Source organism: Pandoraea sp. 64-18 (genome assembly GCF_001899225.1).
Taxonomy (GTDB): Bacteria; Pseudomonadota; Gammaproteobacteria; order Burkholderiales; family Burkholderiaceae; genus Pandoraea; species Pandoraea cepalis.
On sequence record NZ_MKVU01000004.1, the window covers coordinates 107,418 to 122,360 of the forward strand.

Below are 14,943 nucleotides of genomic sequence, written 5' to 3' on the forward strand. Positions count from 1 at the left end.
CAACCCAACCTTGCGTGTCTGCCATGGAAGCCATTCAGAATCCTTTCAATCCCGGCGCGGGAACACCGCCGCCCGCCTTGTCCGGACGCGATGATATTCGCGAGGAAGTGCGTGTCTGCATCGAACGCCTTCGCATCGGACGCCACGCCAATGGTCAACTGCTGATCGGCCTGCGTGGTGTCGGCAAGACGGTGCTGCTCGAACGTCTCCTTTACGACACCGAACAGCAAGGCGCGATCACCGTGCATCTCGAAGCCCCGGAAGTGAAGTCGCTGCCGGCATCGATCGCCCCGGCGTTGCGTGTCGCGTTATTGCGCATGAGTCGAACACAGTCGGCGAAGGACACCGTCGTTCGAGGATTGCGCGCGCTCGCCGGCTTCGTCTCCGGATTGAAAGTCACCTATGACGGCATCGAAGTCGGTCTGGATTACGCGCCCGAGCCAGGTCTGGCGGATTGCGGCATTCTCGACCTGGATCTTTGTGCACTGCTCGTTGAGGTGGGGCGCGCGGCCCGATCGGCGCACACCGTGCTCGCCATTTTTATCGACGAACTTCAGGGCATGCCGAAGCGGGAGTTGTCCGCGTTGCTTTACGCCCTTCACCGATGCGCGCAATACCGGCTGCCCGTCATTCTGATCGGCGCGGGCTTGCCGCCACTGATCCGGCAGGTGGGTGACGCCAAGTCCTATGCGGAGCGAATGTTCGAAATCGCCACGATCGGACCGCTCTCGAATGCCGGGGCACGCGATGCGATCGCCGTCCCCGCCGCACAAGCCGGCGTCGCCATCACGCCGGATGCGCTTGACGAGATCGTCGAGCGCACGGGCGCCTACCCGTATTTTCTCCAACAATGGGGGAAGCTCGTCTGGAAGGTGGCGCACGAAAGTCCCATCACTTCGGAACACGTCAGACTTGCGTCGAGGGCGGCCATCGATGCGCTGGATAACAACTTTTACCGCCTCCGCTTCGAGCGGCTGACCCCGACGGAAAAGCGCTACCTGCGGGCGATGGCAGAGTTGGGAGAAGGTCCGCACGATCTGCACGCCGTCGCCGCGGAATTTGGCAAACCTGCCGAAGCGCTTGAACCGGTTCGACAGGCACTCGTCAACAAGGGCATGCTCTACAGCACCCCGCTGGACGATGCGGCATTCACCGTGCCGCGCTTTCACGCATTTCTGAAGCGCATCATGCCGCCGCAACCCGCATGCGCGGGTGCGGCGTAACCGGTGCGCGGCCTGCCGGCCCGGGCACGTCATCGGCCGGCAGCGCATCGCCCCTCTCGCGAGCACGCGCCCGCCGACAATAAAAAAGCCCCGTCCATGGTCGACGAGGCCTTTTCGGTGCGGACGACGCACCTCGGCGCGCCCCCGCATGCCCTACGTGGGCATTACACCTGCATGTTCATCACGGTCGTATAGGCCGACACGAGTTTGTTGCGCACTTGCAAGCTCATCTGGAAGCCGATGTTGGCTTTCTGCAGATCGACCATGACGTCGTTGAGCGCCACGCCAGACTGCCCCATTTCGAACGCGCGGGCCTGTGACTCCGCGCCGTTCTGCGCCGACGAGACGCGCTTGAGCGAGTTTTCCAGTTCGGACGCGAAACCACCCGTCGCCGAGGCCGCGCCGGTGCCAGCGGTCGAGGTGCCCAGGATCGAGCCCGCCGCCTGCGACGCCACACTGCCCAGCTTCTGCAATACCGACTCGATTCCCGGAATGGCCATGATGCTCGTCCTCGCTTGTCTTCGATTGGCACCGGCAGCGCCGCGACACCGCGTCGTGCTCACCGGTTTGCCTCTTATCAGTTACGTCGGAGCTTACCACCGCCTGGCAAGCCCCCAAGACCCTAATTGGCGGCAAAACACCCGCCTAATCCTTGAAACGATTCCATATTCGGCAACGAATAATCAGGACCATCGGCATCGTGCGCACCGGGTAACGGACCTTTCCAATCCTTAGCGCCCGTCGCACGTGAGCGCGATGCCAAGCGTACCCCCGGAGAATTCTGTCGCATGTTAGTGAGCACTTCCACCGCGAAGAACGTCGTGTTAACGCCGCTGGCGTGGAGCCGCGCATGAACGCCGCCACCCAGTCGGCGGACGTCGCCGCCAAGTCGCCCCTGCTGGCGCAGTTGCGCTCGCGCGAGCGCTTGCCGCTGCTCATCGGTGGCGCGGCCCTCATCGCCTTGCTGATCGCCGTTTTCCTGTGGAGCCGTGCCCCCGACTACAAGGTGTTGTACAGCAACCTGGGCGATCGCGACGGGGGTGCCATCATCACCTCGCTGCAGCAGATGAACGTGCCGTACAAGTTCGCCGAGGGCGGCGGTGCCATTCTGGTGCCGGCCGAGCAGGTGCACGAGGTGCGGCTGCGTCTGGCCTCGCAAGGGCTGCCCAAGGGCGGTCTGGTCGGCTTCGAATTGATGGACAACCAGAAGTTCGGCATCAGCCAGTTTGCCGAGCAGGTCAATTACCAGCGCGCCCTCGAAGGCGAACTCGCCCGCTCGATCGAATCGCTGTCGGCGGTGCAGGCCGCGCGCGTGCATCTCGCGATCCCCAAGCCGTCGGTCTTCGTGCGTGAGCAGCAAAAGCCCAGCGCCTCGGTGCTCGTCACGCTGTATCCGGGCCGCGTGCTCGACGACGGCCAGGTCAGCGCCATTGTCCACATGGTCGCATCGGGTGTGCCCGAGCTGCCGGTCAAGAACGTGACGGTGCTCGATCAGAACGGCAATCTGCTCTCCGCGCAGAGCGCCAATGCGCTGGGTCTGGACGCCAGCCAGCTCAAGTACGTTCGCGAACTCGAACAATCGTATGCGCGCCGTATCGAGGCCATCCTGAACCCGATCGTCGGGCCGGGCAACGTGCACGCTCAGGTGACGGCGGACGTCGACTTCAACCAGGTCGAGCAGACGTCGGAGAATTACAAGCCGAATTCGGGCGAGCAGGCGGTGCGCAGTCAGCAGAACAGCGAAGCCTCGCAAATCGGCATCACGCCCGCCGGCGGGGTGCCCGGCGCGTTGTCGAACCAGCCGCCGGGTCAAGCCACCGCGCCCATCACGCAAACGCAGCAGCAGTTCGCCCAGCAAAACGCCGCAAACGCGGCAAGCGCCGCCAGCGCGCCGCAGGGCCCGCGCAGCGACCGCAAGGACGCCACGGTCAACTACGAAGTCGACCGCACGATTCGCCATGTTCAGCAAGCGACGGGCGGTCTGAAGCGTCTGTCGGCCGCCGTGGTGGTGAACTATCACCCGGGCACCGACGCGAAGGGCAAGGCCGCGATGGTGGCGCTCACGCAAGCGCAGCTCGACCAGATACAGAACCTGGCGAAGGAAGCCATCGGCTACTCGACCCAGCGCGGCGACACGCTCAACATCGTCAACAGCCCGTTCACGGTCGAGGCCGATCCGGAAGCCAACCTGCCGTGGTGGCGTCAGCGCCAGAACATCGAATTGGCCAAGCAAGTCGGCAAGTGGGTCTTGATCGGCCTGGTCGGCCTCTATCTGTGGTTCGGCGTCATTCGTCCGGCCATTCGCAAGCATCTGACCCCGCCGCCGCCGGCCGAGCCCACGCTGGCCGGTGCGGCCGGTGCCGCCGGGGGAGAAGGCGTCGAGGGCGAGAATGCCGACGGCGAGGCCGGCAAGCGGGCCGAAGTCAGCGCCTACGAGCGCAATTTGCAGTACGCGCGCCAAGTCGCGCGACAGGATCCGAAGATCGTGGCAACGGTAGTCAAATCATGGGTGGGTGGTGGCGATGAGCGCGGCTGAGGGACTCGAACGCAGTGCCATCCTCCTGATGTCGCTGGGTGAAGACGAAGCGGCGGAGGTCTTCAAGTACCTCGCGCCGCGCGAAGTGCAAAAGCTCGGCGCGGCCATGGCCTCGCTGCGGCAGGTCACGCGCGACCAGATCGCCGACGTGTTGCAGGACTTCGTGCTCGAAGCCGAACAGCACTCGGCGCTTTCGCTCGATTCTTCCGAATACATCCGCTCGGTGCTCAACAAGGCGCTGGGCAACGACAAGGCCGCGGGCCTGATCGAGCGCATTCTTCAAGGCGGCGACACCAGCGGCATCGAGGGTCTGAAGTGGATGGACTCGACGGCCGTCGCCGAGCTGATCCGCCATGAGCATCCGCAGATCATCGCCACGATCCTCGTACACCTCGACCGCGACCAGGCCTCGGAAGTGCTCGCGCTGTTCACAGAGCGTCTGCGCAACGACGTCGTCTTGCGCATTGCCACGCTCGACGGCATTCAGCCTGCCGCGCTACGTGAGCTGAACGACGTGTTGACGAAACTGCTTTCGGGCAGCGAGAACATCAAGCGCAGCCCGATGGGCGGTGTACGCACCGCAGCGGAAATTCTCAATTACCTGGGCGGGGTGCACGAAGAGTCGGTCATCGAAGCCGTGCGCAACTACGACTCGGACCTCGCGGCGAAGATCGTCGAAGAGATGTTCGTGTTCGAGAACCTGCTCGACGTGGAAGACCGCAGCATCCAGGTGCTGCTCAAGGAGATCGAGTCGGAGTCGCTCATCATCGCGCTCAAGGGCGCGCCGGTCGAGCTGCGCGAGAAGTTCTTCAAGAACATGTCCGCGCGCGCGGCCGAGCTGCTGCGCGAAGATCTCGAATCCCGCGGTCCGGTGCGCGTTTCGGAAGTCGAAGCCGAACAGAAGAAGGTGCTGCAAGTGGTGCGGCGCCTCGCCGATCAGGGCGCCATCATGGTGGGCGGCCGCGGCGAAGACGCTTACGTGTAACCGACCAGGGACCGCGCGCGCATGTCGACCATCATTCCGAAAGAACGCCTTTCCGCCTGGCAGCGCTGGGAGATGGCGTCGTTCGACCCGCCGCCGCCGCCGTCCCCGCCGCAACCGTTGCCGCCCAACCCGCTCGACGATCCCGCGCTCGCGGAACAGATCGCTGCGTGGCGTGAGGCGGCGCGCGCCGAGGGCCATGCGCAAGGCTACGCCACCGGTCACGCCGAGGGCTACGCCGCCGGGCAGGCTGCCGGACAACAGGAAGTCGACACGCGTGCCGCACAACTCGCCGATATCGCGCATGGGTTCGGCAACGCGGTGAACGCCATCGATCGCGAAGTGGCCGAGCCGCTGCTCGGACTGGCGCTCGACATCGCACGCCAGGCACTGGGCCAGACCCTCACGATTCGCCCCGAAACGCTGCTGCCGCTCGTGCGCGACCTGCTCTCCAACGATCCGCTGACCGGCTCGCCGCGTCTGCTCCTGCATCCGGAAGACGTCGCGCTCGTCGACGCGCATGTGGGCGCGGAACTGCGCGCTGCGGGCTGGACCGTGCGCGCCGATTCCACCATTGAACGCGGCGGCTGCAAGGCCGAAGCCGCGAGTGGCGAAGTCGATGCCACCGTCGCCACGCGCTGGCAGCGTGTGATGGCCGCGCTGGGCAAGGATCTGCCGTGGTGAACGCCGACCTCACCCCACTTACCGCGCATGCGCCGGTGCTGCCCAGCACCGAGAACACGCACGATGCCGCCACGCCCTCCGCGCCCTCCACGCCCTCCGCGCCCGCCCCGGCGAACGACGGCACGAAGCCCTCGGTGCGCCTGTGGGATGAAATCGATACGGGCGTCGGCTCGGGCTTCGATACGACCCCACCGACCGCGCAGGCCGGCGCGCTGCAACCCGACGACCCAAACGATCACGCCGACCACGCCGATCACAGCGACCGTCCGGCTCAATGGCCAAGCGCCGACGCCGAACCCGGCAGTCCCGATCCGAGCGCTGCCATCGAATCCGCCGCGCCGAAAGCCGCCACGCACGTCCTGGACGCTCGCGAGATCGCCCGCGACTCGCATCTTCGCCGCTGGCAGAACACGCTGCGCGAGCGCATCGCGCACGTTCACGCCGTCGAACCGACGCGCCGCTGCGGCCGCCTCACCCGCGCCGCCGGTCTCGTGCTCGAAGCCGTCGGTCTGCGCCTGCCGGTCGGCGCGGGCTGCCTGATCGAGCTGCCGGTGCACGACGCCTCGCGCGAACCGGCCACGGCCGAAGCGGAAGTCGTCGGCTTCGGTGGCGACCGTCTGTTTCTCATGCCGCAGACGGAGGTCGCCGGCCTGCTGCCAGGCGCTCGCGTGTACCCGATGGAGCCCGCCGCCGACGGTCCGCTGCCGAATCAACGTCACAACGGCAAGCGTCTGCCCGTGGGCGAAGCGCTGCTCGGCCGGGTGGTCGACGCCGCCGGCCGTCCGCTCGACGATTTCGGCCCGCTGGGCATGACCGACAGCGCCTCGCTCGCGTCGGTGCCGGTCAATCCGCTGGGTCGCGCGCCCATCGACTCGGTGCTCGACGTGGGGGTGCGCGCCATCAATGCGTTGCTCACCGTCGGGCGCGGCCAACGCATGGGCCTCTTCGCCGGGTCGGGCGTCGGCAAGAGCGTGCTGCTGGGGATGATGGCCCGCTTCACGCAGGCCGAAGTCATCGTCGTGGGCCTGATCGGCGAGCGCGGCCGCGAAGTGAAGGACTTCATCGAAAACATTCTCGGGCCGGACGGCCTGGCGCGCTCCGTCGTCGTGGCGGCGCCCGCCGACGTCTCGCCGCTGCTGCGCCTGCAAGGCGCGGCGTACGCCACCACGCTGGCCGAGTACTTCCGCGATCAGGGCAAGGATGTGCTGCTGATCATGGACTCGCTCACCCGGTACGCCATGGCCCAGCGCGAAATCGCACTGGCGATCGGCGAGCCGCCGGCCACGAAGGGCTATCCGCCTTCCGTGTTCGCCAAGCTTCCGGCGCTGGTCGAGCGTGCCGGTAACGGTCCGGACGGTGGCGGCTCGATCACCGCGTTCTATACCGTGCTCACCGAGGGCGACGACCAGCAGGATCCGATCGCCGATTCGGCCCGCGCCATTCTCGATGGCCATATCGTGCTCTCGCGTCAATTGGCGGAGTCGGGGCACTATCCGGCGATCGACATCGAACAGTCGATCAGCCGTGCGATGACCGCGCTCATCGACGATGGGCAGTTCGACAAGGTACGGCGCTTCAAGCAGATGCTCTCGCGCTATCAGCGCAACCGCGACCTCATCAATGTGGGCGCGTACGCGCCGGGCAGCGATCCGATGCTCGATCAGGCGATCGAGCTGTATCCCCGACTCGAAAACTTCCTGCAACAGGGAATGCGCGAGCGGGCCAGTTATCCGGACGCCGTGCACCAGATGCACGGTCTGTTCCACTAACCGGCGGCGGCCATGAATTCCACCCTGCCCCTCAAGCTGCTCATCGAACTCGCCCAGAAGGACGTGGACGAAGCCGCGCGCCTGCTCGGCGAACGCCAGACGCAGCGCGCCGAGGTCGAGCGTCAGCTCGAAGCACTGCGCCAGTATCGCCACGAATACCGCACGCGCATGCAGACGGCGACGATTCAGGGCATGGCCGGCTGCGACTGGCGCAACTTCCAGCAATTCATCGATACGCTCGACACGGCCATCGGACAGCAAGCCATGCTGCTCGAGCAAGCCGACGAGCGTCTCGCGGCCGCACGCCGCGAATGGCAAGCGCAGCAGCGCCGCCTGAATTCCTTCGGTACGCTCGCTTCGCGTGAGCAAGCCCGCACGGCGCTGCGTGTCGCGCGCCGCGAGCAGAAAGAAAACGACGAGTACGCCGCGCGCAGCCTGCGCCGTCGTGCCGACTCCCCGATTTGAAGGACCCAAGGCGCCCACTATGTCGATTCTTAGCTTCCTGACCGATTCCGCAGGCGCGGCCCTGCAAGCCGTGACGGGCCACCGCGCCGGATCGTCGAACACCGACGACAGCAACGCGCTGCCCTTCTCCGCCGTGCTCTCGCAGCAGACCCGCCAGACGGTTCAGCCCACCGCGAGCAGCGCGAACAATACGGCCGCGCAAGCGAGTCAGACGAATGCGTCGTCCGGGAACGCCTCGGGCGGCAGCGCAACGCCGACGCAGAACACCGCCGACAACAGCTCGCGAGCCGATCAGGCGAACCAGACCGGGCAGGCGGGCCAGGCAAACCAAACGAACGCTTCGACGAAATCCTCGAAATCGACGACGGCCGACAGCGACAAGAATGACGCTACCGCCGACGACGCGGCGGCCACAGCGGCGCCCGGCGATCCGGCAGCCGCTCTTGCCGTCGCCCTTGCCGCCATGAACAACGCGCCGCTGCCGCCCCAGACCCCTGCCCCGGCCACCCCGGCCGACGCGGGTTCGGCCGACGCAAAGTCCGGCACCGGCGCAGCCATCGCCGCCGCAGTGAACGGCGCGCTGCAGGCCACCGGCGCCGCGCAACTGACCGGCCAGGCGCCGGCCGACGCCAAGGCCGCGACCACGACCACCAACGCGGGCGCACCGGTCAATGGCGCAGCGGCATCGAACGCCGACAAGACTGGCGGCCTCCCGCTCGACGCCCTGGCCAGGAACGGTACGACAACGCAGACCAATACGTCCGCACAACCAGCGGCGGCGGATGCCAAGACCGCAGCGACACCGGTCAGTGCGGACGCCCAGGCCCAACGCATGGCCGACGCGCTGGCGCAAGCGCAGGGACATCGCGACACCGCCGCGCAAGCGGCGACAGCCACCGCCACGCAGGCGGCCGCACAGATCGCGCAAACGGCCACGCCAGCGCTGGACGCCCAACCGCAGTCGCCGGTCCAGGCCAATCTGCCCGCCGCGCTCGCCCTGAACGCGCGCGTGGGGACGCAGGACTGGAACAACCAGCTCTCGCAGCAAGTGGTCTGGCTCTCGTCCGCCCATGCACAAACGGCGCAATTGAGCCTGAATCCGCCCGATCTCGGTCCGCTGCACGTGGTGCTGAACGTGGCGAACGACTCGGCGCAGGCGATGTTCGTCTCGCAACACGCCGCCGTGCGCGACGCCGTGCAGGCGGCCTTGCCGCAACTGCGCGAAAGCCTGGCCAACAATGGCATTGCGCTGGGTAACGCTACCGTGAGCAGCGACAGTTCGCAGCAACAGGCCTTTGCCCAGCAAGGGGCGAATGGCAACGGAAGCGGTAATGGAAGCGGCAACGGCAACGCACGCGGCACCCCGGGCTTCGGCCAGAGCGACGACGCGACGCTCGCCACGACCGTGAGCGTTCCGGTACGCGTGAGCAACGGTCTCGTCGACACGTTCGCCTGATCTCCCCCCGGGATCCGCACGAGCGGCGCGACCGGGCGTCGCACCGCCCTAAAGCCAGCCGGTTTTTCTGCCGTTAAGACAAAGACGCGAGTTAGACGCGATTGTCCCTTCTTTTCGGCCGATCACCCGTTGGCGGGTTGGCCGACAATCATTACCCAATAGCAGGCGAACACATGGCAAATCCCGCATCGACGCAAGCCGCGGCTCCCTCCGGAGGGAGCATGCGCAAATGGATTCTGTTGATCGTTGCGGTAGCCCTTATGGCCGCTGCCGGCGCGGCAACGGCCGTGTATTTGCTGACCGGACGCCAGGAAGCCGCGAAAGCGCCACCGCCCCCGCCGCCCCCCGTGTTCGTCAGCATGGACCCGTTCACGGTGAACCTGACGGGCGAAGACGGCGAGCGCTATCTGCATATCGGCCTCTCGCTCAAGGTGGCAGACGCCGAGACGCAAGCCCGCATCACGCAGCACATGCCCGAAGTGCGCAGCCGTGTGTTGCTGCTGTTGTCGTCCAAGCAGCCGCAGGATCTCGCCACGATCGACGGCAAGCGCCGTCTGGCGAGCGAGATCCGCACACTGGTCGCGCAGCCGTTCGCGGCCAACATGCCGCAGCAGGCCGTGGGCGAAGTGCTGTTCACCGCGTTTGTAATTCAGTGAGTGATACATGGCGCATGAGGAGTTCCTGTCGCAGGAAGAGGTCGATGCCCTTCTGAAGGGTGTCACCGGCGAACAGGATGACCGGTCGGAGTCGGAAGAGCATTCCGGCATCCGGCCATACAACATCGCGACGCAAGAGCGTATCGTGCGTGGGCGCATGCCTACACTCGAGATCATCAACGACCGCTTCTCGCGCTTGTTCCGCATTGCCCTGTTCAATTTCATGCGCCGCAGCGCCGAAATCTCGGTCAGCCCGGTACGCGTGCAGAAGTACAGCGAGTTCATTCGCAACCTGCCTGTCCCGACCAACCTCAATCTGGTCCACATCAAGCCGCTGCGCGGCACGGCGCTGTTCGTGTTCGACCCGAACCTCGTGTTCCTCGTGGTGGACAACCTGTTCGGCGGCGACGGCCGGTTCCACACGCGCGTCGAAGGGCGCGACTTCACGCAGACCGAGCAGCGCATCATCGCGCGCCTGCTCGACCTGGTGTTCGAGAACTACGGGGCGTCGTGGAAACCGGTGTATCCGGTCGAGTTCGAGTACGTGCGCGCCGAAATGCACACTCAGTTCGCCAACGTCGCCACGCCTAACGAGGTCGTGGTCACGACCACGTTCGACATCGAGTTCGGCTCGGTCGGCGGCGAATTCCATATCTGCATGCCGTACTCGATGATCGAGCCGATGCGCGACCAGCTCTCGAGCCCCCTGCAAGGCGAGACGCTCGAAGTCGACAAGCGCTGGGTGCGTCTGCTCTCGCAACAGGTGCAAGCGGCCGACGTCGAAATCGTGACCAACCTCGCGCAGTTCGACATGACGCTCTCGCAGTTGCTCAACATGCGCGTGGGCGACGTGATTCCGCTCGACGTGCCCGAGGTGCTCGAGGCCAAGGTCGACGGCGTGCCCGTGATGCAATGCAATTACGGCGTGTTCAACGGTCAATATGCGCTGCGCGTGAACCAGATGATCAACCATTCGCACAGCGATTACACGAAGGACAACGAGTGATGAGCGATACCCCTCAAACGCTTGGTGACGACGCCCAGGCCATGGCGGACGAGTGGGCCAGTGCCATGGCGGAGCAGACGGCGACCGAAGCCGCGGCGCCACCGGCCGCCGCCCCCGTGTTTCAGCCCCTGGCGGCCACGGCCGGCAATCCGCCGAACGCGACGCACAACGACATCGACCTGATTCTCGACATCCCGGTCCAGATGACCGTGGAGCTGGGCCGCACGAAGATCGCCATCAAGAACCTGCTGCAACTGGCGCAGGGCTCCGTGGTGGAACTCGACGGCATGGCCGGTGAGCCGATGGACGTGCTGGTCAACGGTTGCCTCATCGCCCAGGGCGAAGTCGTGGTTGTGAACGACAAGTTCGGCATTCGCCTGACTGATATCATCACGCCATCCGAACGCATCCGAAAGCTCAACCGATGAATGCAACAAAAGTCCGCGGCGCCCCCGTGGGGCGTGCCGCGGCAGCGGCCGCCCTGTTGGCCTGCCTGACGATCGCCACCGCGCACGCCCAGGGCACGGCCTCGCAGGCTGCGGCCGTACCGAGCCTTGGCGGCGCGGGCATCGTACAGACGGGGCTGGGCCTCGTGCTGGTGCTGGCGCTGCTCTTCGGGTTGGCGTGGCTGGCCAAGCGTTTCGGGCTGCAACGCCCGTTGGGGGGCGGCAACGTGCGCGTGGTCGGCAGCGCCGCCGTGGGCCAACGTGAACGCGTGGTCGTGGTCGAGGTCGCGGGCGACTGGATCGTGCTGGGGGTTGCGCCCGGTCAGGTGCGCAGCCTGCATGTGATCGATGCGGATCGTGTCGCCGATATGCCCGCCGCGCCCACCGTTGCCCATCCGGGCGCGCAGGCCAACCGCGCCGCACAAGCGTTTGCGCAGAAATTGCGCGAAACGATGAAAAAGGATTCCTGATGGCGCGCGGTTTGCGGTTGACCGGGCCATCGCCTCGCCAAGCGGGTTGGGCACTCGGTATCACGCTGGGACTGGCGCTCGCCTGCCTCGCCCTGCCGGGCACCGCCCTGGCGCAGGCCACGCTGCCCGCGTTCACCACGACCCCGGCGCCCGGCGGCGGACAGACCTATTCGCTGTCCGTGCAGACGATGTTGCTGCTCACATCGCTGGGCTTCCTGCCCGCGATGCTGCTGATGATGACCGCCTTCACACGCATCATCATCGTGCTCTCGCTGCTGCGCCATGCCATCGGCGTCACCACGTCGCCGCCGAACCAGATTCTGATCGGCCTGGCGCTGTTTCTGACCTTCTTCGTCATGTCGCCGGTGTTCGACAAGGCTTACACCGACGCCTACCAGCCGTTCGCCGCGAACAAGATCAGCTTCGAGCAGGCCATCGACACCGGCGCCAAGCCGTTCCACGCGTTCATGCTCAAGCAGACGCGTGAAGCCGACCTCGCACTCTTCGCCAAGCTCGCCAAGACCCCGCCGATGAACGGCCCCGAAGACGTGCCGATGCGCATTCTCGTTCCCGCCTTCGCCACGAGCGAACTGAAGACAGCGTTTCAGATCGGCTTCACGATCTTCATTCCGTTCCTGATCATCGATCTGGTGGTTGCGAGCGTGTTGATGTCGATGGGCATGATGATGGTGTCGCCCTCCACGGTATCGCTGCCGTTCAAGCTGATGCTGTTCGTGGTGGTCGATGGCTGGCAACTGCTGCTGGGCTCGCTCGCCCAGAGCTTCACCATGTAGCGCAGGAACGCGAGATGACTCCGGAAACCGTCATGGCGCTGGCCCATCAGGCAATGCAGGTCACCCTGCTGCTCGCCGCGCCGCTGCTGCTCGTCGCGCTCGTCTCGGGTCTGCTCGTGAGCCTGTTTCAGGCCGCCACCCAGATCAATGAAATGACGCTGTCGTTCATCCCGAAGCTGCTGGCCGTGTTCGCCACCCTGGTGATCGCCGGCCCCTGGATGCTCAACCTGATGGTCGACTACATGCGCCAGTTGCTCACGGGCATTCCCGGCCTCGTCGGGTAAGCCGCGCCCGCGTTGATCAGCTTCACTTACGAACAACTCTCGGGCGTCATTGCGGCGTTCCTGTTTCCATTCGTGCGCCTGCTGGCGCTCTCGATGAGCGCCCCCCTGTTCGGCGACGCCGCCGTGCCCGGCACGGTCAAGATCGGCCTCGCGGGCATTGTCGCGCTGGCGCTCGCCCCGGTGCTCGGCCCCATGCCCGCCGCCTCGCCGTTCTCGTGGGAGGGACTCTGGATTCTCGTGCAGCAGGTGATGATCGGCGCGGCGCTGGGGTGGTGCATGCAGATCGTGTTCTCCGCCATCAGCATGGCGGGCGACTTCGTCGGCTTGCAGATGGGGCTGTCGTTTGCCACGCTGCTCACGCCGAACAGCGACGGCAGCACCGCCGTGCTCGGCATGCTGCTCAATGTCGTGGCCATGCTCGTGTTCCTCGCCACCAATGGACATCTGGTGATGTTCGCCACGCTGGTGCAAAGCTTCACGGTATTGCCGGTCTCCGCCGTACCGCTCTCCAGCGTGGGCTGGCACTATCTCGCCATGCTGGGCGGCCAGCTCTTCATGCTCGCGCTCATGCTGTCGCTGCCGCTCGTGGCCGCGCTGCTCATCTGCAACCTGGCGCTGGGCATTCTGAATCGCGCGGCGCCGCAACTCAACATCTTCGCCGTCGGCTTTCCGCTCACGCTGGGCGTGGGGCTGGTGGTGATCGAGCTGATGATGCCGCGTATTGCGCCGGTGATGGACCACTTCATCGCGATCGGCATCGACATGATGATCCGCACGACCGCGGCCTTCGTCCCAAAACCCTGAACACCGGGCGCGAGCGATGTCGCAATGCCCCCACAAATGACATTGGGCCGCCCGGCAATCCCGGGCGGCCCAATGTCATTGCTGCGGTCCTGCCTTGTCCGGCGCGGGCAATGTCCCGCGCAACCGGTCAGAGCAGACTGAACAGCGACAGCTTCTGCGTCTGCAGGAAGCTCTGCTGCGATGCCTGCAACGCGGCCTGCAACTGCGAGAACTTGGTCACCGACGAGTTCCAGTCCACGTCGAGCAGATCGCCCAACTGCGACTGATAATTCAGCGAATTGGTGTCGCCGATGTTGTTGAGCGCCGAGAGTTCGTTCATGCGGGAGCCCGTGGTCGTGCGAATCGTCGTGACGTTGTCGTAGGTGTTGCTGAACATCTGGCCGAACGTGGTCAGCGCGTTGTCCAGGTTGGCCTGGCCCGTGCCGTTCGTGCTGCTGACCGGCGTCTTGAGCGTGTTGATCAGCGCCTGCAGGTTGTCGAACATGTTCGTGCTGCCCATGGTGGCCGGTTGCACGGTGTAGGTGTCGCCCGTGGCCGGCGCGCCGGAGAACGTGACCGCCTTGCCGCCGAACGAGATCGGCTGGCCGGCGGTGTAGACGCCCGTCACGTCCGGCACGGTCGTATCCGTCTGATCCTTGACCGTGTAGTTGGTCGTGGGCGGCGTGGTCGTGTTGTCGATCGCGAAGCTGATCTGGTACTGATGGTTTGCGCCCGCCGCCGCCACGTTGGTCGTGGAGACAGTGGAATACGTGGCGGTGCCCTGATTGGCGGCGTTTCCGCTGATCAGCGTGCCCGACGTGCCGCTCTGCACGCTTTCGAAGACGCTCGATCCAACGTCGTTGATTGCGATCTGACGGTTCGGACTCACCTGCACGTAACGCACGCCCGAGTCGCCCGTGTATGACGCCCCCGTGGCCGATGTCATATACGCCGCGGTGTTGCCCTTGAAGCCCGAGAACAGATACTGGCCGTTGGCATCGGTGGTGTTCGCCAGCGAAAGCAATTGCTGAAAGCTCGATTGCAGGTCGCTCGCGATGGTCGATCGGTCCTTGTCGTTGAGCGAGGCGTCGCCCGCCGACACGACTTGCGACATCACGTGCTGCAACGCGTTGATGACGCTGCCGAAGGTCGAGTCCTCGAGCTGCAACTGGGTGGTCGCGGACTGCCGGTTCGCCGCGTACTGCGTGTTCATGGCGTTGTCCTGCGACACGGCCACCGCCTGGGCTGACGCAATCGGGTCGTCGCTCGGCGTGGTCACGCGCTTGCCCGACGAGAGTTGCGCCTGAACGTTGAGCAGATCGGAGGTGTTCTGGCTCATCGAGCGCATCCCCTGATCGTAAATCATGTTGGTGCTGATCCGCATCGCGA

16 protein-coding genes are annotated in these 14,943 nt (G+C 65.6%); 14 read left to right on the forward strand and 2 right to left on the reverse strand.

Annotation, left to right across the window (positions count from 1 at the left end):
* Positions 1-23 precede the first annotated feature (23 nt).
* On the forward strand, positions 24-1,223 hold the full coding sequence (locus tag BGP02_RS01235) for an ATP-binding protein (RefSeq protein ID WP_286797395.1): 1,200 nt from the start codon (positions 24-26) through the stop codon (positions 1,221-1,223).
* A gap of 164 nt (positions 1,224-1,387) precedes the next feature.
* Here BGP02_RS01235 and fliE read toward each other — a convergent pair whose 3' ends face one another.
* On the reverse strand, positions 1,388-1,723 hold the full coding sequence (gene fliE / locus BGP02_RS01240) for a flagellar hook-basal body complex protein FliE (RefSeq protein ID WP_286797396.1): 336 nt from the start codon (positions 1,721-1,723) through the stop codon (positions 1,388-1,390).
* 350 nt (positions 1,724-2,073) lie between these two features.
* Here fliE and fliF point away from each other — a divergent pair, with 350 nt between their 5' ends.
* From fliF to fliR, 13 genes are all read left to right on the forward strand, one after another.
* Complete coding sequence (gene fliF, locus BGP02_RS01245) at positions 2,074-3,759, forward strand: flagellar basal-body MS-ring/collar protein FliF (RefSeq protein ID WP_017235189.1); 1,686 nt, start codon at positions 2,074-2,076, stop codon at positions 3,757-3,759.
* Positions 3,746-4,744: a flagellar motor switch protein FliG gene (fliG, locus tag BGP02_RS01250; RefSeq protein WP_130027558.1), complete on the forward strand. Its 999-nt coding sequence runs from the start codon at positions 3,746-3,748 to the stop codon at positions 4,742-4,744. The genes fliF and fliG overlap by 14 nt, the downstream gene beginning before the upstream one ends.
* 21 nt (positions 4,745-4,765) lie before the next feature.
* Positions 4,766-5,425, forward strand: coding sequence for a flagellar assembly protein FliH (gene fliH, locus BGP02_RS01255; RefSeq protein ID WP_261939564.1), 660 nt, complete (start codon positions 4,766-4,768; stop codon positions 5,423-5,425).
* 212 nt (positions 5,426-5,637) lie between these two features.
* Positions 5,638-7,194: a flagellar protein export ATPase FliI gene (gene fliI, locus BGP02_RS01260; protein WP_442796501.1), complete on the forward strand. Its 1,557-nt coding sequence runs from the start codon at positions 5,638-5,640 to the stop codon at positions 7,192-7,194.
* A gap of 12 nt (positions 7,195-7,206) precedes the next feature.
* Positions 7,207-7,659, forward strand: a complete 453-nt coding sequence (gene fliJ, locus BGP02_RS01265) for a flagellar export protein FliJ (RefSeq protein WP_017231687.1) — start codon at positions 7,207-7,209, stop codon at positions 7,657-7,659.
* A gap of 19 nt (positions 7,660-7,678) precedes the next feature.
* Positions 7,679-9,115, forward strand: a complete 1,437-nt coding sequence (locus tag BGP02_RS01270; protein WP_286797400.1) for a flagellar hook-length control protein FliK — start codon at positions 7,679-7,681, stop codon at positions 9,113-9,115.
* 221 nt (positions 9,116-9,336) lie between these two features.
* On the forward strand, positions 9,337-9,771 hold the full coding sequence (fliL, locus tag BGP02_RS01275; protein ID WP_017233648.1) for a flagellar basal body-associated protein FliL: 435 nt from the start codon (positions 9,337-9,339) through the stop codon (positions 9,769-9,771).
* A gap of 7 nt (positions 9,772-9,778) precedes the next feature.
* The gene (gene fliM / locus BGP02_RS01280) at positions 9,779-10,777 is read left to right on the forward strand and encodes a flagellar motor switch protein FliM (RefSeq protein ID WP_017233647.1); all 999 of its coding nucleotides are present in this window, start codon (positions 9,779-9,781) and stop codon (positions 10,775-10,777) included.
* Positions 10,777-11,205, forward strand: a complete 429-nt coding sequence (gene fliN, locus BGP02_RS01285) for a flagellar motor switch protein FliN (RefSeq protein ID WP_017233646.1) — start codon at positions 10,777-10,779, stop codon at positions 11,203-11,205. The genes fliM and fliN overlap by 1 nt, the downstream gene beginning before the upstream one ends.
* A complete protein-coding gene (gene fliO, locus BGP02_RS01290) occupies positions 11,202-11,693 on the forward strand; it encodes a flagellar biosynthetic protein FliO (protein ID WP_261939562.1) in 492 nt (163 codons plus the stop codon). Before fliN ends, fliO begins: the two co-directional genes overlap by 4 nt.
* Entirely contained in the window at positions 11,693-12,487 is a 795-nt protein-coding gene (fliP, locus tag BGP02_RS01295; protein WP_017233645.1) for a flagellar type III secretion system pore protein FliP, read from the forward strand. Before fliO ends, fliP begins: the two co-directional genes overlap by 1 nt.
* 14 nt (positions 12,488-12,501) lie before the next feature.
* Positions 12,502-12,771: a flagellar biosynthesis protein FliQ gene (gene fliQ / locus BGP02_RS01300; RefSeq protein WP_026131892.1), complete on the forward strand. Its 270-nt coding sequence runs from the start codon at positions 12,502-12,504 to the stop codon at positions 12,769-12,771.
* A 12-nt stretch (positions 12,772-12,783) separates the two neighbouring features.
* Positions 12,784-13,575 carry a flagellar biosynthetic protein FliR gene (gene fliR / locus BGP02_RS01305; protein WP_017233643.1) on the forward strand — a complete coding sequence of 264 codons (792 nt, stop codon included), beginning with the start codon at positions 12,784-12,786 and terminating at the stop codon, positions 13,573-13,575.
* 127 nt (positions 13,576-13,702) lie between these two features.
* On the opposite strand, the gene flgL is transcribed toward fliR, so the two are convergent.
* The gene (gene flgL / locus BGP02_RS01310; RefSeq protein WP_017233642.1) at positions 13,703-14,938 is read right to left on the reverse strand and encodes a flagellar hook-associated protein FlgL; all 1,236 of its coding nucleotides are present in this window, start codon (positions 14,936-14,938) and stop codon (positions 13,703-13,705) included.
* Positions 14,939-14,943: the final 5 nt, after the last annotated feature.

Bases quoted from the DNA above. Each gene is read 5' to 3' on its own strand.
- fliN (WP_017233646.1), top strand. From the start codon at position 10,777: ATGAGCGATACCCCTCAAACGCTTGGTGACGACGCCCAGGCCATGGCG.
- fliF (WP_017235189.1), top strand. From the start codon at position 2,074: ATGAACGCCGCCACCCAGTCGGCGGACGTCGCCGCCAAGTCGCCCCTG.
- fliE (WP_286797396.1), bottom strand. From the start codon at position 1,723: ATGGCCATTCCGGGAATCGAGTCGGTATTGCAGAAGCTGGGCAGTGTG.
- fliM (WP_017233647.1), top strand. From the start codon at position 9,779: ATGGCGCATGAGGAGTTCCTGTCGCAGGAAGAGGTCGATGCCCTTCTG.
- BGP02_RS01235 (WP_286797395.1), top strand. From the start codon at position 24: ATGGAAGCCATTCAGAATCCTTTCAATCCCGGCGCGGGAACACCGCCG.
- fliG (WP_130027558.1), top strand. From the start codon at position 3,746: ATGAGCGCGGCTGAGGGACTCGAACGCAGTGCCATCCTCCTGATGTCG.
- fliJ (WP_017231687.1), top strand. From the start codon at position 7,207: ATGAATTCCACCCTGCCCCTCAAGCTGCTCATCGAACTCGCCCAGAAG.
- fliL (WP_017233648.1), top strand. From the start codon at position 9,337: ATGCGCAAATGGATTCTGTTGATCGTTGCGGTAGCCCTTATGGCCGCT.
- BGP02_RS01270 (WP_286797400.1), top strand. From the start codon at position 7,679: ATGTCGATTCTTAGCTTCCTGACCGATTCCGCAGGCGCGGCCCTGCAA.
- fliQ (WP_026131892.1), top strand. From the start codon at position 12,502: ATGACTCCGGAAACCGTCATGGCGCTGGCCCATCAGGCAATGCAGGTC.
- fliH (WP_261939564.1), top strand. From the start codon at position 4,766: ATGTCGACCATCATTCCGAAAGAACGCCTTTCCGCCTGGCAGCGCTGG.
- flgL (WP_017233642.1), bottom strand. From the start codon at position 14,938: ATGCGGATCAGCACCAACATGATTTACGATCAGGGGATGCGCTCGATG.
- fliP (WP_017233645.1), top strand. From the start codon at position 11,693: ATGGCGCGCGGTTTGCGGTTGACCGGGCCATCGCCTCGCCAAGCGGGT.
- fliO (WP_261939562.1), top strand. From the start codon at position 11,202: ATGAATGCAACAAAAGTCCGCGGCGCCCCCGTGGGGCGTGCCGCGGCA.